The sequence below is a fragment of the Gemmatimonadota bacterium genome (assembly GCA_009841265.1).
Classification (GTDB): domain Bacteria; phylum JAAXHH01; class JAAXHH01; order JAAXHH01; family JAAXHH01; genus JAAXHH01.
On the sequence record VXMB01000014.1, the window covers coordinates 638,475 to 660,203 of the forward strand.

General features: G+C 62.8%; 12 protein-coding genes. 11 read left to right on the forward strand and 1 reads right to left on the reverse strand.

The annotated features are described in order from the left end of the window. From F4X08_15425 to F4X08_15440, 4 genes are all read left to right on the forward strand, one after another. The gene (locus F4X08_15425) at positions 1-1,158 is read left to right on the forward strand and encodes an acyl-CoA dehydrogenase (GenBank protein MYD27190.1); all 1,158 of its coding nucleotides are present in this window, start codon (positions 1-3) and stop codon (positions 1,156-1,158) included. A 313-nt stretch (positions 1,159-1,471) separates the two neighbouring features. Further along, positions 1,472-3,526 (forward strand): type IIA DNA topoisomerase subunit B, encoded by a 2,055-nt coding sequence (locus F4X08_15430; protein ID MYD27191.1) that lies wholly within the window; start codon positions 1,472-1,474, stop codon positions 3,524-3,526. A 6-nt stretch (positions 3,527-3,532) separates the two neighbouring features. Continuing rightward, complete coding sequence (locus tag F4X08_15435) at positions 3,533-5,479, forward strand: DNA topoisomerase IV subunit A (GenBank protein ID MYD27192.1); 1,947 nt, start codon at positions 3,533-3,535, stop codon at positions 5,477-5,479. Position 5,480: 1 nt separating this feature from the next. After that, positions 5,481-6,461, forward strand: a complete 981-nt coding sequence (locus F4X08_15440) for a TIM barrel protein (GenBank protein ID MYD27193.1) — start codon at positions 5,481-5,483, stop codon at positions 6,459-6,461. An 11-nt stretch (positions 6,462-6,472) separates the two neighbouring features. Here the strand turns inward: F4X08_15440 and F4X08_15445 are convergent, their stop codons facing one another. After that, on the reverse strand, positions 6,473-9,211 hold the full coding sequence (locus F4X08_15445) for a carbohydrate binding family 9 domain-containing protein (protein MYD27194.1): 2,739 nt from the start codon (positions 9,209-9,211) through the stop codon (positions 6,473-6,475). A 222-nt stretch (positions 9,212-9,433) separates the two neighbouring features. Between F4X08_15445 and F4X08_15450 the strand changes: the two genes are divergently transcribed. The 7 genes from F4X08_15450 (at position 9,434) to F4X08_15480 (ending at position 21,630) form a co-directional block, all read left to right on the forward strand. Continuing rightward, positions 9,434-11,113, forward strand: a complete 1,680-nt coding sequence (locus F4X08_15450) for a sulfatase-like hydrolase/transferase (GenBank protein MYD27195.1) — start codon at positions 9,434-9,436, stop codon at positions 11,111-11,113. Between the two features lie 40 nt (positions 11,114-11,153). Next, complete coding sequence (locus tag F4X08_15455) at positions 11,154-12,002, forward strand: proline dehydrogenase (GenBank protein ID MYD27196.1); 849 nt, start codon at positions 11,154-11,156, stop codon at positions 12,000-12,002. A 165-nt stretch (positions 12,003-12,167) separates the two neighbouring features. Then, positions 12,168-13,037: a hypothetical protein gene (locus tag F4X08_15460; protein MYD27197.1), complete on the forward strand. Its 870-nt coding sequence runs from the start codon at positions 12,168-12,170 to the stop codon at positions 13,035-13,037. 396 nt (positions 13,038-13,433) lie between these two features. After that, positions 13,434-14,477: a tRNA (adenosine(37)-N6)-threonylcarbamoyltransferase complex transferase subunit TsaD gene (gene tsaD / locus F4X08_15465; protein ID MYD27198.1), complete on the forward strand. Its 1,044-nt coding sequence runs from the start codon at positions 13,434-13,436 to the stop codon at positions 14,475-14,477. Further along, positions 14,474-15,787 carry an NCS2 family permease gene (locus F4X08_15470; GenBank protein ID MYD27199.1) on the forward strand — a complete coding sequence of 438 codons (1,314 nt, stop codon included), beginning with the start codon at positions 14,474-14,476 and terminating at the stop codon, positions 15,785-15,787. Before tsaD ends, F4X08_15470 begins: the two co-directional genes overlap by 4 nt. 67 nt (positions 15,788-15,854) lie before the next feature. Then, entirely contained in the window at positions 15,855-18,689 is a 2,835-nt protein-coding gene (locus F4X08_15475; protein MYD27200.1) for a TonB-dependent receptor, read from the forward strand. Positions 18,690-18,792: 103 nt separating this feature from the next. Beyond that, on the forward strand, positions 18,793-21,630 hold the full coding sequence (locus F4X08_15480; GenBank protein MYD27201.1) for a TonB-dependent receptor: 2,838 nt from the start codon (positions 18,793-18,795) through the stop codon (positions 21,628-21,630). Positions 21,631-21,729: the final 99 nt, after the last annotated feature.

Genomic DNA, 21,729 nt, shown 5'->3' on the forward strand with positions numbered 1-21,729 from the left:
ATGGAATTCGCCTTGAGCGGCGACCAGGCCATGATGCGGGACACCGCCCGCCGGATCGCCGAGGAGAAACTGAAGCCCCACGCCCGGGACATCGACGAGCGCGAAGCCGTGCATTACGATACGATCCGGGAACTCGGCGAGATGGGATTCATGGCCATGATGGTTCCTGAGGCGTACGGCGGCGCGGGCCTGGATACGCTCAGTTACGTGCTGGCCGTGGAGGAGTTTTCGAGGGTGTGCGCGTCGACCGGGGTATGCGTCTCGGTGAACAACTCCCTTTTCGCCGACGGCGTCTTCGCCTTCGGCACCGAAGACCAGAAGAAGGCATATCTGCCGCCCCTGGGGCGAGGCGAGGCGCAGGCCTGTCTCGCGCTGACCGAGCCCGGCGCCGGGACGGATGTCGGCTCGACTGTGACGTCGGCGCTGAAGGACGGCACGGAATACGTCATCAACGGCAAGAAGCACTTCGTGACCAACGGCGGTTTCGCCGACTACCTCCTCGTGCTGGTGACCACCGCCCCCGGCACTGGCCATCGCGGCCTCAGCATGATTCTCGTGGAGAAAGGAACCCCCGGTTTCACCGTCGGCCGCCAGGAGCAGAAACTCGGCATCCGGGGTTCGGACACCAGCGAGCTGTTATTCGAGGATTGCCGTGTGCCGCAGACTAATCTGCTGGGCGAGGAAGGCCGGGGGCTGAATATCGCGCTGTCCATACTGAACGGCGGTCGCATCGGCATCGCGGCCCAGGCCCTGGGCATCGCGCAGGGGGCCTACGACGCTTCCGTGCGGTATGCGAAGGAACGGACCCAGTTCGGCAAGCCCATCGCCGAGTTCCAGGCGATCGCCTTCAAGCTGGCGGAAATGGCGACCGAACTCGAGGCGGCGCGCCTGCTGACCTACCGGGCCGCGTGGCTCAAGGACGCCGGGCAGGACTACATCACGGCGTCGTCCATGGCCAAGCTGTACGCGTCCGAGGCCTCGATTCGGATCACGAACGAGGCCATTCAGATCCACGGCGGCTACGGCTACATCCGCGACTTCGACGTGGAACGATTCTACCGCGACGCACGGATCACCACCCTCTACGAAGGCACCTCCGAAGCCCAGAAGATCGTCATCTCGCGGAACATCCTGAAGTCGGACGGCGCCGGGTCCTAGGGCGTCCGGCGAAGGGGCCCAGGGCGTCCGGCGGTGGGTCCCGGGACGTCCGTCCCACGCGCCCTGATCCCATCACAAGTCTTACAAGCCGGCACGCGCGATGGTACCCGCGCGGGCCTGGTTTTCCTTGACAAATTACCAAACAAACGTAGCGTATATTGACTCGCGCGGCATCCGACCATACAGCGTATATTGACACGCGCGACATACGGCCATATATTGTGCTAACTGCATGGCCTGACACGACATGTTCTAATGGCGAAGCGGCATGATATGCATGTTGCCGCAGTCATCTGCTATCGGGAAAGGACCCATGGCGACCCGGAACGGTACGAGAGACGGAGAGGACCAGCACACCCAGCTCGACCTGCTCACGCCGCGGGAAGAAGGGGCGAACGGCAGGTCCGGCAACGGGAACGGTTCGCGCGGCAGCGGTGCCACGACCAACCAAAAACCAGTCGAATCGGAAAACGGCGCTCGACCTGATGAAGGCAACGGATCTCCGGCCGCACGGCCCGTCGACGGCAACGGATCTCCGGCCGCCACGGACACCGCGGCCGTCGCCGACGTCGCGGACGCCGCCGTCTACGACGAAAGCAAGGTCAAGACCCTCTCGTCGCTGGAACACATCCGGCTCCGTACCGGCATGTATATCGGCCGGCTCGGGAACGGCAGCGATCCCGAAGACGGCATCTACGTCCTCCTCAAGGAAGTGATCGACAACGCCGTGGACGAGTTCATCATGGGCCACGGCAGGCAGATCGACGTGTCCATCGAAGACAACCGGGTCCGCGTCCGCGACTACGGCCGCGGGATTCCCCTCGGCAAGGTCGTGGAGTGCACTTCGATCATCAACACGGGCGCCAAGTACAACGACGAGGTCTTCCAGTTCAGCGTGGGACTGAACGGCGTAGGCGCCAAGGCGGTCAACGCCCTTTCCGTCGATTTCTGCGTCGTGGCCTACCGGGGCGGACGGTACGCGGAAGCGGTGTACGAGCGGGGGCAGTTGCTCGGCCAGAACGAAGGCGCCGCGGACGAGCCGGACGGCACCTATGTCGAATTCCTGCCCGACGAGGAGATCTTCGGGGAATACGCCTTCCAGCCGGACTACGTCGAACGCCGCATGTGGAATTACGCCTGCCTGAACAGCGGCCTCCGCCTGGTCTTCAACAGGAAGCGCTTCGTTTCCAGGTACGGCCTGCTGGACTTCCTCAAGGCCGAGGTGGGCGAGAACGTCCTCTACGAGCCCTCATACCACAAGAGCCAGTACATCGAGTTCTCCTTCACGCACACCACGAATTACGGCGAGACGCTCTTCTCCTTCGTGAACGGCCAGTACACCGCGGACGGCGGGTCCCACCAGAGCGCGTTCCGCGAGGGCATACTCAAGGGCGTCAACGAATACTTCAAGAAGAACTACGGCGGGGTGGACGTGCGGGAGTCCATCGCGGGCGCCATCGCCATCAAGCTGAAGGAACCCATTTTCGAATCCCAGACCAAGAACAAGCTGGGCAATACCGATATCCGGGGCTGGCTCGTCTCCGAAATCCGCAGCGCTGTGGTGGACTTCCTGCACAAGAACCAGGAGTCCGCCCAGAGGATCCAGGAGAAGATCACCCAGAACGAGCGCCTGCGGAAGGAACTGAACGCCGTCAAGAAGGAAGCCCGCGAGGCGGCCCGGCGCATCGCCATAAAGATCCCCAATTTCAAGGACTGCAAGTACCACTTCGATCACGCGAAGTTCGGGGAGGATTCCTCGATCTTCATCACCGAGGGGCCTTCGGCCGCCGGTTCCATGGTCTCGGCGCGGGACCCGCTCACCCAGGCGATCTTCGGACTCAAGGGCGTGCCGCTGAACGTCTACTCCCGCACGCGGGCGGCCATCTACAAGAACGAGGAACTCTACAATCTCATGATGGCCCTCGGCATCGAGGACGGGATATCGAACCTGCGGTTCAACAAGGTGATCATCGCGACCGACGCCGATTACGACGGCTACCACATCCGCAATCTCCTGATGACCTTCTTCCTGAGCTATTTCGAGGAGATGGTGCTCGCGGGCCACGTCCACATTCTCGAAACCCCGCTCTTCCGGGTGCGCAACACGAAGGAAACCGTATACTGCTACAGCGAGAAGGAGCGGAACGCGGCTCTGGACAGGATACGGGGGGCGGAAGTGACCCGGTTCAAGGGACTGGGCGAGATCTCGCCCGGCGAGTTCGGCCAGTTCATCGGTGCCGACATGCGGCTCGTGAAGGTCAACGTCCGTTCCATCCACAGCATACCGGAAACCCTCACCTTCTACATGGGCAAGAACACGCCCGAGCGCAGGGACTACATCGTGGAGAACCTGCTGGACGAAGTATAGGACCCCATGGCCTACGCCGATACCCTCTTCGAAGACTACTACCTGAAGTACGCCTCCTATTTCATCAAGGACCGGGCGATTCCGGAGATCGACGATGGACTCAAGCCCGTGCAGCGCCGCATTCTGCATACCCTCTTCGAGATGGACGACGGGAAGTTCCACAAGGTCGCCAACGTGGTGGGCCAGACCATGCGGTACCATCCCCACGGGGACCAGTCCATCTTCGGCTCGCTGGTCAATCTCGCGAACAAGGACATGTTCATCGAGAAGCAGGGGAATTTCGGCTCGACCCTCACCGGCGACCCCGCCTCGGCGGCCCGGTACATCGAGTGCCGCCTGACGCCGCTGGCCAAGGAGGTGCTGCACGATCCGGAGATCACCGAGTACGTGGATTCCTACGACGGCCGCAACAGGGAACCCGTCGCCTTTCCGGCGAAGATTCCCGTCCTCCTTGCCATGGGCGCCGAGGGCATCGCCTCGAGCATGGCGACCCGGATCCTGCCGCACAACCTCATCGAACTCATGGAGGCCCAGATCGCCTGCCTCCGGGACGAGCCCTTCGAGGTCCAGCCCGATTTTCCGACGGGGGGCCTGGTAGACGTCTCGGAATACAATGACGGCAACGGCAAGGTGATGATCCGCGCCCAGTTGGATGTGAAGGATCCCAAGCGCATCGTCATACGCCAGCTGCCCTTCGGTTCGACCACCGAAAGCCTGATCGCGTCCATCGAGGCGGCGGCGAAGAAGAACAAGCTGAAAATCGCCGGCATCTCCGACTTCACGGCGGACGAAGTGGAAATCGAGATCCGCCTGGCCCGGGGCGTCCATTCCGAGGAAACCGTTGACGCCCTCTATGCCTTCACTGACTGCGAGTCCTCCATCTCCACGAACGTGCTGGTCATCCGGACAGGCCACCCGTGCATACTGCCCGTTTCCGACGTGCTCAAGCACAACACGCAGCGGCTCCTGGAGGTTCTCGAAGCCGAACTGAAGATCGAACGGAAGCAGCTGCACGCGAAGCTGCGCGCGAAAACGCTGGAGCAGCTCTTCATCAAGGAACGGATATACAAGCGCATCGAGGAAGTCCGGGAGCAGGAAAAGATCCACGAAGCGATCCGGGCAGGGTTCGAACCCTTCGAATCCAGGGTGAAGGAACTGACGTCCGAGGATATCGATACGCTGCTCGGGGTGCCGATCCGGCGGATCTCCCTGTACGACATCAACCGTGCCAACGAGGAGATGAAGGCCATCCGCAGCCGCCTGCGGGAGATCAGGGATCACCTGGGCCATCTTTCGGCCTACGCGATCACGCTCCTGGAAGGGCTCATCGGGCGGTACCGCGAGGCCTTTCCCCGCAGGACGACCATCACCGCTTTCAAGCGGGTCGACGCCCGGGAGGCGGCGCAGCGGAACCTGGCGCTCAAGTACGACCGGAGCACCGGATACCTGGGGTATGGACTGGGCAGCGGCGACACCCTCTTCGAAGTGTCGCCCTATGACCGGGTCCTCGTGATCCGCAAGACCGGCGCCTACGCGCTCCACGACGAGATCGAACGGCTCTTCGTGGACAAGGGCATGCTGTACTGCGGGTTCGTCGATCCCGACCTGGTGTTCACCATGATCTACCGGGACCGGAAGGGCCATCCCTACGTCAAGCGCTGCAAGCTGGACAAGTTCATTCTGAACCGGGGATACGAGCTCGTGCCCGAGGGTTGCCGTATCCTTCAACTGACCACGGATACCGACGTCACGGCGAATATCACCTACAAGCCCACGCCGCGGATGCGGGTCTTAGAGGAAGCCTTCGCTCTTTCGCTCTTTCCCGTTCGGGGGAACCGGGCCAAGGGCATCCGCCTGGCCCCGAAGGCGCTCAAGGGCGTGAGGCTGACCAGGAAGCCGGAGCAGGCGGAACCCACGGCTCCCCCGGCCGATCCCGGACAAGGCGAGGACTGACATGACCCTGGAAATGCGCATCGGCCTGGGACAGTTCAACGTGCTCACCGACGAGAAACTGGCCTACATCAAGCAGCTCGGCGCAGACGACTTCCTCATGAACACGCCGAAACTGCCGGGCGAGAAGCGCTGGGAGCTGGAGGACCTGGTCGACCTGAAGAAGCGGGCCGACCACGCCGAACTGCGCCTGATGGCCCTGGAGAACGTCCCCATCCCCTTCTACGACAAGGCCATGCTGGGGCTGCCGGGCCGCGACGAGCAGATTGAAAACATGAAGTACACGATCCGGAACATGGGCAAGGCGGGCATTCCCATCCTGGGGTACCACTGGATCCCCAGTTCCGTCTGGCGGACGCCCGATCCCGCCGTGCTCCGCGGCGGGGCGACGGCCACACGGTTCGATTTCGAGGCCCACCGGGACGCGGAACCCACCTTCGGCCGGATCTTCACGGCAGATGAGATGTGGGACAACTACGAATACTACATGTCAAGGATCCTGCCGGTCGCCGAGGAAAGCAACGTCAAGCTCGCCCTGCATCCCGACGACCCGCCCATCCCCATGCTGGGCGGCGTGGCGCGGATCTTCAGCCGCTTCGAGGGCTTCAAGCGGGCCATGGACTCCTTCGACAGTCCGTACCACGGCCTGGATTTCTGCATGGGATGCTGGTCGGAGATGGGGGGTCACGACTACGTGATCAAGGCCATTCGGCACTTCGGCGGCGCGGGCAGGATCATCTACGTCCACTTCCGCGACGTGCAGGGGAACGTGCCCTGTTTCAACGAGTGCTTCATCAACGAGGGGAACGTGGATCCCTACGAGGTCATGCGGACCCTGAAGGAGGTCGGGTTCAACGGGTTCATGATCACCGACCACGTGCCCCGTTTCGTGGACGACACCGACTGGCATCACCGGGGGCGCGCCTACGCCATCGGTTACATGACGGCCATGCTGGAGATGGTGAACAAGCTGCGGCCCGCCTAGCCGTCACCCGCCTAGAGCGAGAACCAGTAGTTGAACTTCAAGAGGAAGATGTTCGAGGGATAGGTGTCGAACAGGTCGTTCAGGTCCTGCCCCGCGTCGAACTCGCCCGTGCCGCCCGAGCGGCTGCGCTGCTGCTGCCACACGAGGAACAGCGTCGAACCCGGCGTATACTCCCACCTCAACACCAGGTTCGACCGGAACTGGCGGAAGTTGAAGTCCGGATCGCCGAAGGAATAGTCGGTCCGGCCGTCCATATTCTCATCCACGCGGTAAGTTTCGTCTGAATCGTCGTAGGCCAACTGGCCGTCCGAAAACAGTTCGAATCGGTCCGCGAACCGGTCGGCCCGTGGGTCCGTAATCCGCTTGAACCGGGCGTAGCGGCCGGCCGATACGAAGGGCTGGCCATAGTACTGGATGGACATGTTGTTGGTGATACTGTAGTTGAGCCGGATACCGATCCCAAGTGTCTTCTGTTCGACGCGGCCCAGCAGATAACGGTCCGCCTGGTAGGTCGGGCCCGCCATGTCGGCCAGGCCTACCTGGTCCGCGTCGTCGAACGTTTCGTTGGACACGTACTGCAATTCGTTCCGGGCGGTGTCGAAAAACGGATTGATACGGATATTCATGGCGTTACTCGGCCGGTACCGCATGGACAGGTACACCCAGCTCGAGTTTCCTGCGTCATCGCGGCGCCGGTTGTGGCCACCGCCGATGCCGAAACTGACCGGCTTGCGTCCATCGGTGTCGACGTCGAAATTGAATTCCACGTTGCCCGGTGATTTCAGGGCCGGCCCGCCGCGCAGGGCGGTGGTGGACAGGCCTTCGATCTCCGAGTTCACGTTGAACCACACCCACCAGTAGTTGTTGAACTGCCCGCCCCCGTTGACGTTGCCGCCCAGGAACTTCCGGTCCCCGCCGAAGGTGAACCCCTGCCACTGGTTCAGGAATACATTGTACTCACGGAAGATCCGGTTCGGTTTTTCAGACCGGTAACCGAACCAGCTGTTTTGCATGAAAACGTCGGCCTGTCGCAGGAATCCCACGTCGTTCAGTTCGAGTCCCGGTGAGCGCCAGGTCCCGGAGATCCCCATGTTCCACGGGCTGTTTCCCGAACGGCCTATGCCGAAGCTGCCACCATGGCCGCTCAGGGCGGTCCGCGTCGAGTCGAGGGCCACGTAGTCGGCGTCGGGACGCTGGTAGTACCGTGCGGAATTGCGTTGCACGCGGGTAATCGCCTCCGGTTCGCCCCGGATGTGGCTGAACGACATGCTCGCGTTGAGCCAGTAGGTCCGGTCGCTCCACTGGTGGCGGAAATCGATCCCGCCCGTGTAGGCCGCCCGGTTGAGGAAATCGAAGTGGGTCCTGTTGTTGTTCCGGTTGGTCGCCGTGAGCATCGTACCCAGCGATGTGCCCCCGTCGTTGAAGTCCTGCTGCAGGCGCGCGATCAGGTAGTTGGTCAGCGGTTCCACGGATTCTTCGCTCCGCGCGCCCTTCGTGTCTATCCGGGCGGCGGTTTCCGCGGTCACCGCGTCCACGATCCCGATGGACAGGCCGTCCGGTGTCTTGCCGGTAATCTTCGCGGCGGCGAGTATGGGCGTATTCCGGGGCTTGTCCATGGTCTGGCCGTCGGAGAGGTCCGGGCTCCGCTGGGGAGACCGGCCGATGCGCCGTGAGTAGAACAACTGATCGTTCCGGAACGGACCGCCGCCGCCTACCTGGAATTCGGTGATGTTCTTCCCTTCGACGAAGAGGGGCCGCCGCTCTTCGAAGAACAGCTCGAAGGCCGACAGGTTGACCCGCGAAGGATCCGCCTCGACCTGGCCGAAGTCGGGGTTCACGGCCAGGTCCATGGTGATGTTGCCGGCGAGCCCGATCTTGCCGTCCAGTCCGATGCGCCCGTCGGTGCGCTGGCCGTCGCGGAAGGGGTTCTGTGCTTCGGCCTGGAACCGGTTCAGGTCGCCCACGACGTAGGGCAGGATCTCGATCCGGTGGGAAGATTCGATCCCTTCCAGGCCGCGCAGTTCACCGAACAGGCTGACCCAGCCCGGCGAATTCCGGTGGATGTGCTGCCAGCCTGAACGCTCCTCGCGGCGGTACAGCCTTCTTTGTACCTGCAGGCCCCATACCTGTCCCTCCTCGCCGGAGAACCGCAACTGGCTTAAGGGTATGCGCATCTCGGCGAGCCATCCATCTTCGTCGATGGTGGACGCTCCGAACCATACGGGGTCCCAGCTCGGGTCCCAGTCGTTGCCGTCGTTCGATATGGCCTCGTCGCCCCGCCCGCCGGAGGCGGTCAGCGTGAAGGAAAATGCCGTGCGCTTGTCGTGGTAGCTGTCGAAATGGATCTCCACCCAGTCGTTGTCCCAGTCGTCCCGCCGGGTCACGCGGTTGGTAATCCGGTCCGGTTCGGTATCGAAGGCTCGGATCAGCACATAGAGGTTATGATCGTCGAAAAGGATCTTGAAGGCCGTCTGTTGCGTAGGCTCCCCGCCGTCATCGGGATCCAGCTGTGTAAAGTCGCCGGACCACTCCACGTCGTTCCAGGCCGGATCATCGCCCCTGCCGTCGATGTCGGGGGGCAGCGACGTGAGGTGCCGGGTATTGTACACCCGTTTTTCCGGCGCCGGCTGGCGTGCTTCGGATTCCACGGGTCCCAGTATGATCAGGGCGGACAGGGTGATCGTCCACCGATGCAGTCTGTTCAGAAACAAGGTATGTCCTCCAGCCATTTGTGGGTCCTCGCCGACCATCGATTCACGCGCTGCATCTAAGACAGGGAAACGACCTGAATGGTTGCGTTTTTTCGAGGCCCTCGGTTCTCACGCAACGACATCGAACGGCGAGACGTACTGCATACATTCCTCCGGTCCATCCTATTCACAAAACCTGTCCGATTTTCCCCTCCGCGGATGCACTTGTAATTTCTCCCCGGCCGGCGGAGTGCGCCCACACACCCGCATCCTTCATTTAATATGCTTTTGCCTATCGGGAATCACGGCTGCATATTATCGTTCAGGCGGCACCATTGCCGCCCGTCGCGCCTTCCGGTTTTTCGCCGCTGCGCGCGGCCGTACCCCGCAGCCGTACATCGCATTGCGCGGAGATCCCACATGCCCGGTGGTCGACCGAACGTACTCTTCATCATGACCGACCAGATGCGGGCGGACTGCATGTCCGGCGTCGGCCACTCCGTGGTCCGGACGCCCCATCTCGACCAACTCGCCTCTGAAGGCGTCCTCTTCCGGCGGGCCTACGTGCAATCGGCGGTCTGCGGTCCCAGCCGCATGTGCTTCTACACGGGCCGGTATCCCCACGCCAACCGGTCTCCCTGGAACGAAGTGCCCTTGCCCGCGGACGAGAAGACCATGGGCCACTTCTTCGACGAGGCGGGTTACCGTGCGGCCCTCTGCGGCAAGACGCACTACACCCCCGATCCCTTCGGCGATCCCGGGGCGCAACCTGAACAGGGGTTCCGCCGCGCGGCCCTGGCCGGCCTGGAAACCTGGGAGCTGAACGAATCCAGGGGGGAGGGCTGGCTGGCCTATCTCAGGAGCAAGGGGTACGCCGAAGATGTCATCGCCGATCCTTTCGCGGTGGAAATGCCCGCGGATGCCGACCGGGATCATTCCGCCTACCCCACGCGTTTCAGGCGGGAGGACAGCGATACCGCCTTCATGACGGACCGGGCCATGGCCTTCATGGACGACGCCGGGGATTCGCCCTGGTTTTTGCACCTCTCCTACTTCAAGCCCCACCTGCCCATCGTGGCGCCCCATCCTTACAACGCGCTGTACGATCCCGCCGATTCCCCCGCGCCGAACCGGTCTTCGGCGGAACTGGAGCGTCCCCATCCCTTCCACGTCCCCTACCGGATCGAACGGGGCGGCGTGGCCTACGACGACGAGGACGTGTGGCGGCAGCGAAGGGCGACCTACTACGGGCTGATCACGGAGATCGACGACCATCTGGGCAGGCTGTTCTGTTTCATGAAGGACCGGGGGCTCTGGGAGGACACGCTGATCATCTTCACCTCCGATCACGGAGAATACGTGGGCGACCACTGGATGTTCGAGAAGGAGCTCTTCTACGACGAGGCGTACAACGTGCCCTTCATCGTCCGCGATCCCCGGTCCTGCGCGGACGCCACGCGCGGGAGGACGATGAACGAGTTCGTCGAGTCTCTGGACGTCCTGCCGACCTGCCTGGAGGTGTGTGGAATCGGCGGAACGGACGGACCCGGCGGTGCCGGCGCACCGGGCATGCCGCCCGCCCTGCAGGGACGGTCCCTCGTTCCCCTCCTGCGGGGCGAACGTCCGACCGACTGGCGCGAAGCGGTATTTGCGGACTGGGACTTCCGGTTCTACTGGACACCGAAGAAGCTCGGCATCCAGCCGGAGAGGTGCCGGGGATGGATGGTGCGGGACGACCGGTTCAAGTACTGGCACTTCAACGGCATGCCGGACGTGCTCTTCGACCTGGAACGGGATCCCGGCGAACTACGTAACGTGGCCGAAGATCTGCGCTATGCAGACGCGGTCCGGGATCTGCGCGTGAAACTGCTGGACTGGCGCATGTCCAACGAGGACGTGAGCCGGGTCGCGTGGACCTATGCGCGCCGCCCCGGATTCGGACACGATCCCTTCACGGCGTAAGCAGTCCGCCTGGTCCGCCGCACAAGGTAACGGAGCCGAAATGAGCCGGTTGTTCTTCCTCGCCAGGAGATTCGTCGCAGGGGAATCCCTCGAGGCCGCGGTCGACGTCGTCCGGTCGTTGAACGGCGACGGGCTCGACGTGACCCTGAACATGCTCGGCGAAGCGACCCGTGAACGCGAAGAGGCGGACGAGGCCGTCCGCCAGTATCTTATCATGCTGGACCTGATCCGGGACGGCGCGCTCCAGGCCAATATCTCCGTCAAGCTCACCCACCTGGGACTGGATATAGACGAAGCGTACTGCTTAGACAACCTGGGCCGGATCCTTGAAGCCGCGAAGGAACGGGACATCTTCGTACGGCTGGACATGGAAGGCTCGCCCTACACGCAGCAGACCCTGGATATCTTCTACAACCTGTACGACCTTCACAGGAACTCCGGCGTGGTGATCCAGGCCATGCTGCTGCGCAGCCCCCACGACATCTTCGTGCTCAACAAGATCGGAGCCCGCGTGCGGCTGTGCAAGGGATCCTACCGGGAACCCTCCGACCTGGCCCTGCAGCGGATGCCCAACATCCGCGGCGCGTTTCTTTCGATGACGGAACAGCTCCTGCGGGACGGCCACTATCCCGCTTTCGCGACGCACGACGATTACCTGATCGAGGGCGTGATACGGTACGCCGAGCAACTGGAAGTCCCGCGGGACGGCTTCGAGTTCCAGATGCTCTATGGCCTGCGTCCGGGATTCCAGAAGGAAATGCGCGCAAGGGGTTTCCGCATGCGTGTCTACGTGCCCTTCGGAACGGAGTGGATGCCCTATTTCTACCGGAGGCTCAGGGAACGCAAGGAGAACGTATGGTTTGTCCTGCGCAACCTGGTCCGAAGCTGAGACCGGTTCCCGGTCGGGCAAATCGGGCGTATACTTCAATTCCATCCTTTTGCGGTAACATACACTTTCCATTCGAGGTCTAAGTTGGTAGGCGCGATGACCTGACGATCTTCATTCCGGGGCCCATCGCAAGAAACCCTCAGCTTACCGGATGGGAGGTGCTTTATGTTTACGCTCGCGTATAGAGTCTTTGCCGTTGCCGCCGTGCTCATCCTGCTCCCCGCCGACCTCACGGGTTTTCACCGGGACGCTTTCGCAGAGGTCAGGCATTACACTAAAACAGTTGCTTTTGAACCGGGCGGCCACCTGGGCATAGAAACCGGCAGGGGCAGTCTTGAACTGTCGTCATGGGACCGTAACGAGGTGGAAATAGTCGCCCGTATCGAGTCACCCTTCGAAATCAACCCCGACTACGCGAGTAAGATCGTAACGGCGCTGAGCATCGAAGTGGAGGGATCCGGACGATCGTTGCGGATCCGGTCCGACTATGATGATATTCCCAGTTACAAACGATGGTTCATCAGTATCCGGCATATCCCCTATGTCCACTACGAAATTCGAACGCCGCGCCGCATCCATCTGGATTTGGACGTCCGCCACACGGACACGAGAATCCAGGACGTCGAAGGCGCGATTCGCATCAATGCGCATTACAGCGAAGTAACGGGTACGGACTGGACGGGCCTGACACGCCTGGACTTGGATCACGGTACGCTTCGGCTGACGGAGTTGGAAGGCGCCGTCGAACTGGACGCTCGGCACGCAGATGTGCGCATGGAAGCAACGCAACTCAGCGGCGATACGCGGATACGCGCACACCGGGGCCAGACGGTACTGTACCTGCCCCGCCATCAGGGACTCGACCTCTACTCCGACGTCAGCCACCAAAGCGACCTGGATTCCGATTTCGAGATTTCGACCCGGGTGTCACAACGCGACGAAGGCATCATCGCCGGCACGATCAATGGGGGCGGCTCGTTGCTCGAACTCCGTGGCGACCATACCAGATTCCGATTGAGAAGCAGCGATCCGTAATTCGGATCATTGAGGCCCACCGCCTTGACCTCTAAGCACGCCGTTACCCGGTACCTCGACCGGGCGCGGCGTGCCCGCGGCACCGCTCCTTAACCGCTCCAGCGAGACGATACGGATCTGCCCTCCTGCGGCGCGCCGTGCCCATGTGCGCCATTTCCGCGGTATAATCATTGACAACGCCACAGCCGTAATACCATATAATTCGTAAACCATTCGCGGCTGTTTCATATTTCGCGACGATCGAGTATAGGTCCAGGGCGTGCGCCAGTCCAGGACGTGCACCAGTCCAGGACGTGCACCAGTCTGGCCCGCGGATTCAACATCCGCATCGACAACAACATTACCCGTTTTGGCAGACCCAAGGCGCAGTTTCGGAAGTGAGCGGATCGAGGGGCCATGCTCATCCTCGGAATCGATACCTCCTGCGATGAAACCGCGGCCGCTGTCGTACGCGATGAAACGACGGTCCTGTCCAACGTAATCTCCTCGCAGGGCATACACGTCGAATACGGGGGCGTCGTGCCGGAACTGGCCTCCCGGGCCCACCTGGCCCTTCTGCTGCCTGCGATCGAATCGGCCCTGCAGCAAGCTTCCTGCGAACCCAACGGCCTGGACGCAATCGCCGTGACCTACGGCCCCGGACTTGCGGGCTGCCTGCTGATCGGACTTTCCACGGTCAAATCCATCGCGATGGCCATGGACAAACCCCTGGTCGGCGTGAACCACATCGAAGGCCACGTGTTCGCGGGACGCCTGGCGGACGGGGAGCTCGCCCCTCCCTTCATCGCGCTCGTCGTATCCGGCGGACACACGCAGCTGGTGCTTGTCGAGGACTGGGGCCGTTACAACATCCTGGGCAATACGCGCGACGATGCGGCCGGCGAGGCCTTCGACAAGGTCGCCAGGCTGATGCGGATCGGGTATCCCGGCGGTCCCGTCATCGACCGGTTGTCGCGGGACGGAGATCCCGGGTTCCTGGACTTTCCCCGGACCTACCTCGATCCCGACGGCTTCGAGTTCAGTTTCAGCGGCCTCAAGAACGCCATACGCATGTATCTTTCGGGACAGGCCGAAGCGGAGATCGACCGCGACCGCGCCCACATCGCCGCGTCCTTCCAGGAAGCCGTCGTAGACGTGCTGGTCGACAAGTCCGTGGCCGCCGCCGCGGCCGCAGGAGTGGACGCCATTCTGATCACGGGAGGTGTGGCGTGCAACAGCCGGCTGCGCGAGCGGATGACCGAAAGGGGCGCCGAATCGGGGCGCCGGGTGGTCTATCCCCCACCCATTCTGTGCACGGACAACGGCGCCATGATCGCGGCGGCCGGAGCTTACCGGTTTCGCAAGGGGCAGCGGGACGGACTCTCGCTTTCCGTCCAGCCCCGCGCGCGCCTGGCGGATCTAACCGGCGCCGGGATGAACGGCGGGACAGCGCGGCCATGAACCGTATCGCGTCATTCTTCAGGTTCGACGAACACAAAACGGACTGGCGGACCGAGGCCACCGGCGGCCTGACCACCTTCATGACGATGGCCTATATCGTGGCGGTAAACCCCGCCATGCTGTCGGAGGCGATGGGCCAGGCGTTGTTCGGAGAACTCCTGTTCGCCACGTGCGCGTCCGCCGCCATCGGCACGCTTTTGATGGCGCTGCTGGCGAACTACCCCTTCGCCCTGGCGCCCGGCATGGGGCTCAACGCCTTTTTTACCTATACCATCGTGCTGGGCATGGGGGTGGACTGGCGTATCGCGCTCGCCGTGGTGCTGGCGTCGGGTCTCCTGTTCCTGTTGTTGACCATACTGCGCGTTAGGGAAGCCATCATCACGGCGGTGCCCGAACCGCTCAAGCGCGCGACGGCGGCCGGCATCGGACTGTTCATTGCGTTCATCGGTCTCAGGAACGCCGGCATCATCGTGGACGATCCGGTCACCTTGGTGGACCTGGGGGACGTGCGTTCCTGGCCTTTCGCGCTGACGCTCGTCGGTATGGCGGGTATCGGCGTCATGCTTGCCCGGGGTATTCGCGGTGCGATCCTGCTGGGTGTCGCCGGGGTCGCTTTCCTGGCCATGGTCATCGGTGAAGTTCCCTGGCCCGCAGGCGTGGTCAGCCTGCCCGCCTGGCCCGCCACCCTCTTCGGGGAGGCGATCGTCCACCTGCCGTACACCCTGGACACGATGTTTCTCCATCTCGTCTTCGCCTTTCTGTTCGTGGACCTGTTCGATACCATGGGTACACTGGTCGGCCTCTCGGAACGCTCGGGTTTCCTGGACTCTCAGGGCCGGCTGCCCCGGGCCAACCGCGCGCTGCTGGCGGACTCCGTCGGGTCGGTTTTCGGCAGCGTGCTGGGCTCATCGACCGTGACCACCTACATCGAGAGCGCCACCGGCATATCTTCCGGTGCGCGGACGGGATTCGCCAGCCTGGTCGTCGCTTTCCTGTTCCTCGGCACGTTGTTCGTGGCACCCCTGGTCGAATCCATACCGGTTTTCGCCACCGCGCCGGCCCTGATCGTAACGGGCGTGCTGATGATGGCCGCGGCGGCGCGGGTGAACTGGAGCGACGTGACGGAAGCGGTCCCCGTGTTCCTGACGTTGATTTCGATCCCGTTGACCTTCAGCATCGCCGACGGGCTGGCCGTGGGTTTCGTCGCCTATCCGGTCATCAAGAGGCTGAGCGGCAAGGGCGCGGACGTGCATCCACTCGTCGACGTCCTGGCGCTTGTATTTATCGCACGTTACGTTTTCATGGAGTGATCTGAAGTTTACGGGCCTGTACCAGTGGCCTCCATTCACCACCAGCTACCGTGGGGAGGTATTCATCATGCGCATTACGAGCGTGGTTCTGCTCTTGCTGTTCAGTGTATGGCCGGCGGCGGCCCAGGAAACCGGCAGTCTGTCCGGCAGGATCGCCACCGAAGACGGCATGGCACTGTTCGGCGCCAATGTCTCTGTCGCGGGCGACGCGATCGAAGGCCTGCGAGGAACGACGACCGACGGAGAGGGTGCGTTTCGCATCGACGGCCTTCCGCCCGGCGTTTACGAAGTGATCGCTTCCTTCCTCGGTTACGAATCAGTCACCACGGCCGGCGTGATGATCCGCGGCGGCGAAACCACCACGCTGGACATCGGCCTGGCGGCAACGACGCTGATCGGCGAGCAGGTCGTGGTTTCCGCGTCGCGCAAGCAGGAGAAGCTGCTCGACGCGCCGGCCTCCATTTCCGTGGTCGAGCTGGACGAGATCATGGACCGCCCCGCCCTGTCGGTAACCGACTACATCAGTGACCTGAGCGGCGTGGACCAGGCCAAGGTAGGCGTTTCCCAGAGTTCCACCGTGATACGGGGATTCAACCGCACGTTCACGGGATCCCTCCTGCAGATGGTGGACAACCGGATCGCGCGCATCGCCTCCCTCCGGCTCAACATGGCCAGTTCCATTCCCTTGACGAGCGAGGACATCCAGCGCATCGAGGTCGTCCGGGGACCGGGGTCCGCCCTCTACGGCCCCAACAGCGCCAACGGGGTCATGCACATCGTGACCCGTTCGCCCATCGGTTCGGAGGGCAACGCCCTTTCCCTGTTCGGCGGCGAACGCAGTCTCCGCAAGGCGACCTTCCGGCACGCCAGCAGCGTCGACGGCAAAATAGGTTTCAAGGTTTCGGGCGAGTACTCGAAGGCCCGCGAATGGGAATATGACGACCCTGCGGAGGTCATCCCGAGGGACAAAGACAATGAACGCCTGCTCGGAGAAATCCGCGTCGACCTTCGTCCGACCGACGACCTGTCCATCATCGGATCGGCGGGGTATTCCCGGTTCAAAATCATCCAGATGACCGGGCAGGGCGCGGCCCAGGCCGTCGACTGGTCCACTCGTTTCTTTCAGGCCCGCTCGCAATACAAGGGATGGTTCGCACAGATCTTTCTCAACATGAACGACGCGGGCGATACCAAGCTCCTCCGGACCACCCAGCCCATCGTGGACACCTCGCGGTTGACCGTGATGCAGCTTCAGCACAACTTTGCGCTGGGCGCCAGGCAGCAGTTCACCTACGGCGCGGACGTGCTGCTGACCCGGCCCAACACCGGGAATACGACCCACGGCCAGTTCGAAGACCGCGACAACCTGGACGAATACGGGTTCTACGTGCAAAGCGAAACGAACCTGAACGACCAGGTCAGCCTGATGCTGGCCGGCCGGCTGGACGAACACAGCAAGAACGAAGACCCGGTGTTCTCGCCCCGGGCGGCCCTGGTCTACAAGCCTTCGACGGAAAGCACGCTCAGGCTGACGTACAACCGGGCCTTCGGCACGCCCAGTTCCGTGCATTACTTTCTCGATCTGATCGCGGGTTCCGATCCATTCGGCCTGGGCGCGAACTTCGGCGCACTGGGTCTGGGGCCGGACCGCACCATCGATCTGCGCACGCAGGGCGTCAACTCGCAGTTCACGTTCCGGCGCGGAGACAACGGCCTGCCCATGTACCGGTCGCCCTTCGCCCCCGTGGCGGGACTTCCCGCGGACACCTATCTGCCCATGAACGATCCGGCCAGCACCAATCTCCTCTGGGGCGTGGCCCGCGGGGCCGTGCTGGCGCAGCTTACGCCGCAGCTCCAGGGGCTGGCGGTCCCCATCATCACGCAGTACCTGATTTCGCTAGGGCTTCCGGCTCCGAACGCCGCGCAGCTGGCGGTCCAGCAGGCGGCGCAACTGGCCGCCGCTTTCCCGGGCGTCATCCCGTCGGCCCTGCCGGGGCTCACGAACGCACTGGGCGTACTGGACACGGGGACGGGTGCCTTCAATCCCGTCGATCCGGCGTCGGTCCGGAACATCGACCCGATGAGACCGTCCATTACCGAGACGTTTGAAGTGGGTTACAAGGGCGTCGTCGGCAACAAGCTGGTGCTGACCGCGGATTTCTACCGCAACAAGATCCACGATTTCATCAGTTCCATACACATCGTGACCCCCAACGTGTTCCTGGATCCCGGTCCGCTGGCCACGGCCCTTGGCGCCGGTATCGCACAGCAACTGGCCCTGCCGGAGAACGCGCAGCTGGCCGGGGCCCTCGCGGTGATCGATGATCCGGCGACGGGCGTGGGCGGCGACGGAAACGGATCGCCGGTGGACGAACTGACCCGGATCTTCGTGGGCACGGCTGCCGCGATCCCTTACGGCACGGTGACCCCGGAGGAAGCCTCCGACCCCAATGCCGTGATGCTGACCTACCGCAACTTCGGTGAGGTTTCGTACTACGGCACAGACCTCGGGTTCTCCTATTATCCCAGCGACACCTGGAACCTGTCGGGAAGCTATTCCTTCATCAATGAGAACCTGTTCGAGAAGGTGGACGGCATCGACGACATACCTTTGAACGCGCCAAAGCACAAGCTGTCCCTGGCGCTCGACCTGAAGCCGTCCGGCCTGCCGCTCAACCTCGGCGCCCGCATGCGGTACCGCGGCGCTTTTGAAATGGCCGACGGCGTCTACGTCGGCGACGTGGAATCCCATACGGTCGTGGACTTGAGCGCTTCCTATGGTTTCTCGAATGTCACGTTCAGCGTTGAGGCCAGCAATCTGCTCGACAAGCAGTACCAGGCCTTCGTCGGAGCGCCGATGATCGGGCGTCTGGTCATGGCGGGTCTGGCGGTGCGTTTCTGATCGCCATCGGGTGATAATTCGCTTGACAAATCCGCGTATGTTCATATTCTATAAGTAATTAGGTAGTTGTAAACGGATCCACCGCGCCGGCCCGAAACAAAGGATGATTCGTGTCGGCGCGAGGTCCTTTTCCCCCGGCACATATCGGCAGGAAGGAACCGGTCCCATGCGCCTGGCAAGTGTATTGTTGGTCCTGGTCATGACGGCGGTCCCGGTGGCGGCGCAGGAAACGGGCAGCCTGACCGGCAGGATCGCTTCGGAGAGCGGGGTGTCGCTCTTCGGCGCCAACGTCGTGGTCAAGAGCCCTGTGATCGAAGGACTGCGGGGATCGACGAGCGACAGCCGGGGCATGTACCGCGTAGACGGACTTCCCGCCGGGGAGTACGAGGTCACCGTTACTTTCCTGGGTTACGTGTCGGACACCGCGACCGGGGTCCTGGTTCAACGCGGCGCGCGCACGGAACGGGATTTCGTCCTGGCCGCTACGGCGCTCGTGGGCCAGGAGATCGTGGTTTCGGCTTCCCGCAAGCAGGAGAAAGCGCTGGACGCCCCGGCGTCCGTCGAAGTGGTCGAGATGAAGGACATCCGGGACTCCCAGGCGCTGTCCGTCGACGAACACATCAAAAACCTCAGTGGCGTGGACCACGCGAAGACGGGCATCGTACAGGCCAGCACGGTGATCCGCGGTTTCAACGAAGCGCTGTCGGGCCTCCTGCTCACGATGGTGGACAACCGCCTCGCGCGGATCCCGTCGCTGCGGATCAATTCCTTCCACATCATACCCATCACCAGCGAGGACATCGAACGGATAGAAATCGTCCGCGGTCCCGGTTCGGCGCTCTACGGCCCCAACAGCTCCAACGGCGTGATGCACATCATTTCCCGGTCCCCCTTCGGATCGGAAGGCAACTTCGTGTCCCTCTCCGGAGGGGAACGCGGCCTGCGGAAGGCGTCCTTCCGCCATGCCAGCAGCTTAAACGACATGATCGGGCTCAAGATTTCGGGGAAATACCTGAAGGCCCGGGACTGGGAACACCACGATCCCGCCGAGGTCGTGCCGCGCAACCTCGACGTCGGGGGCCAGTACGGAGAGATCAGGGTCGACGTCCGTCCTTCGGAGGACCTGACGTTCATCGGTTCGGCAGGATATTCCAAGAGCTCCAGCATCCAGATGACCGGGCAGGGCTCGGCCCAGGGCAGGGACTGGGTGTACAGCTATCTCCAGGGCCGCATGCAGTACAGGGGCTGGTTCGGCCAGTTCTTCTACAACAAGAGCGACGCGGGGGCTACCCAGTTGCTGCGTACCGGCGACGGCGTGGTGGACAAGTCGTCGTTGACCGTGATGCAACTGCAGAACTCCTCGGATATCGGCCTGCGCCAGCAGTTCATCTACGGCGTGGACCTGCTGCTGACCCGTCCGCGGACCGGAGGGACCATACACGGCGCCTACGAGGACGATGACGACACCGACGAATTCGGGGTCTACCTCCAGAGCGAGACCCGGTTCACCGACCAGGTGAGCCTGATGCTCGCAGGCCGCCTCGACCGGCACAGCAGGCTGGACAACCCTGTATTCTCACCACGCGCGGCCGTAGTGATGAAACCCAATCCGGAAAACACGTTCAGAGTCACCTACAATCGGGCGTTCAATACGCCCACGGTTACCACGATGTCGCTAGACATCAGGGCGGTTGTCGACGCGTTCGAATTCGGCGACTTTTTCGGAGGGCTGGGCCTGGGTCCGGACAACTCCATCGACATCCGGTCGTACGGCGCGCGCAATCCTTTTACCTTCCGCCGCGACGAGAGCGGCCGGCCCATGTACCGGTCGCCCTTCGCCATCACGGCCGGGCTTTCCAGGGATACCTACCTGCGCCTCGACGATCCGGACGCGAACAACCTGCTGTGGAGTGCCGCAAGGGAACTCGTGGTCGCGGAGTTGATCCAGCAACTGGGTAACGACAGCGGCGGCCTGGTCACGCCCGAACTGGCTGCCCAGTTCACCGGCGTGATACCCGAGCGTCTCCACGGCCTGACGAACAGCCTGCAACTGCTCAACCCCGAAACGCAGGGATTCGATCCGTACGACGTCTCGGCGGTCCAGGACATCGACAAGATCCGGCCGACCATCTCGCAGACCCTCGAGTTCGGGTACAAGGGCATTGTTCGGAACAAGCTGGTGCTCGCGGCCGATTTCTACCGCACGCAGATGAACGACTACACCCTGCCGCTCTGGATCTTCACGCCCTCGGTGTTTCTCGACGAAGGTTCCATCCGAAGTGCCTTGAACCAGGGCATCGCCGACTACCTGGCGGACCCCGCGAACGCGCAGCTGGCCGGCCTGGTCACCTTGCTCGACCAGCCGGCGCTCGGCGGCAACGGGAACGGCGACCACGCCGATGAGATAAACGGATACGTCGACCAGATCGCGGACGGCGCCGCGATGATTCCCTTCGGTACCGTTACGCCCGAGCAGGCATCCGACCCGACGGCCGTCGCCCTGACCTACCGGAATTTCGGCGACGTCACGGTCTACGGCGCCGACCTGGGGTTATCCTGGTTCCCCAACCGGTCGTGGCACATAACGGGCAGTTACTCGTATATACACCGGAACCTGTTCGAGAACGTGGAGAACCTCGGAGACGTCCCCTTGAATTCCCCGAAGCACAAGTTCAGCGGAGGCGTTACGTACCGCCCCTCCGGGATGCCCCTGACCCTGGGCGGCAAGATCAGTTACCGCGGTTCCTTCCCGATGCTGGACGGCGTCTATGCGGGTCCCGTTGACGCCTACGCCGTGGTGGACGCCAACGCCGCCTACCAGTTCTCCGCGATCACCTTCAGCGTGGAAGCCAGCAACCTGCTGAACACGAAGTACCGCGCCTTCGTCGGCGCTCCGGAAATCGGTCGGCTGCTTTCCGCGGGCGTGGCCGTGCGGTTCTGATCCACTTCCATTAAATCGAAACTATATTCGGGGTTTTTCGTGCAATCCAATATGGACTTTGGACGCGCGCGGTAAGGCCTTCGTCCGGTGCGCGGGACG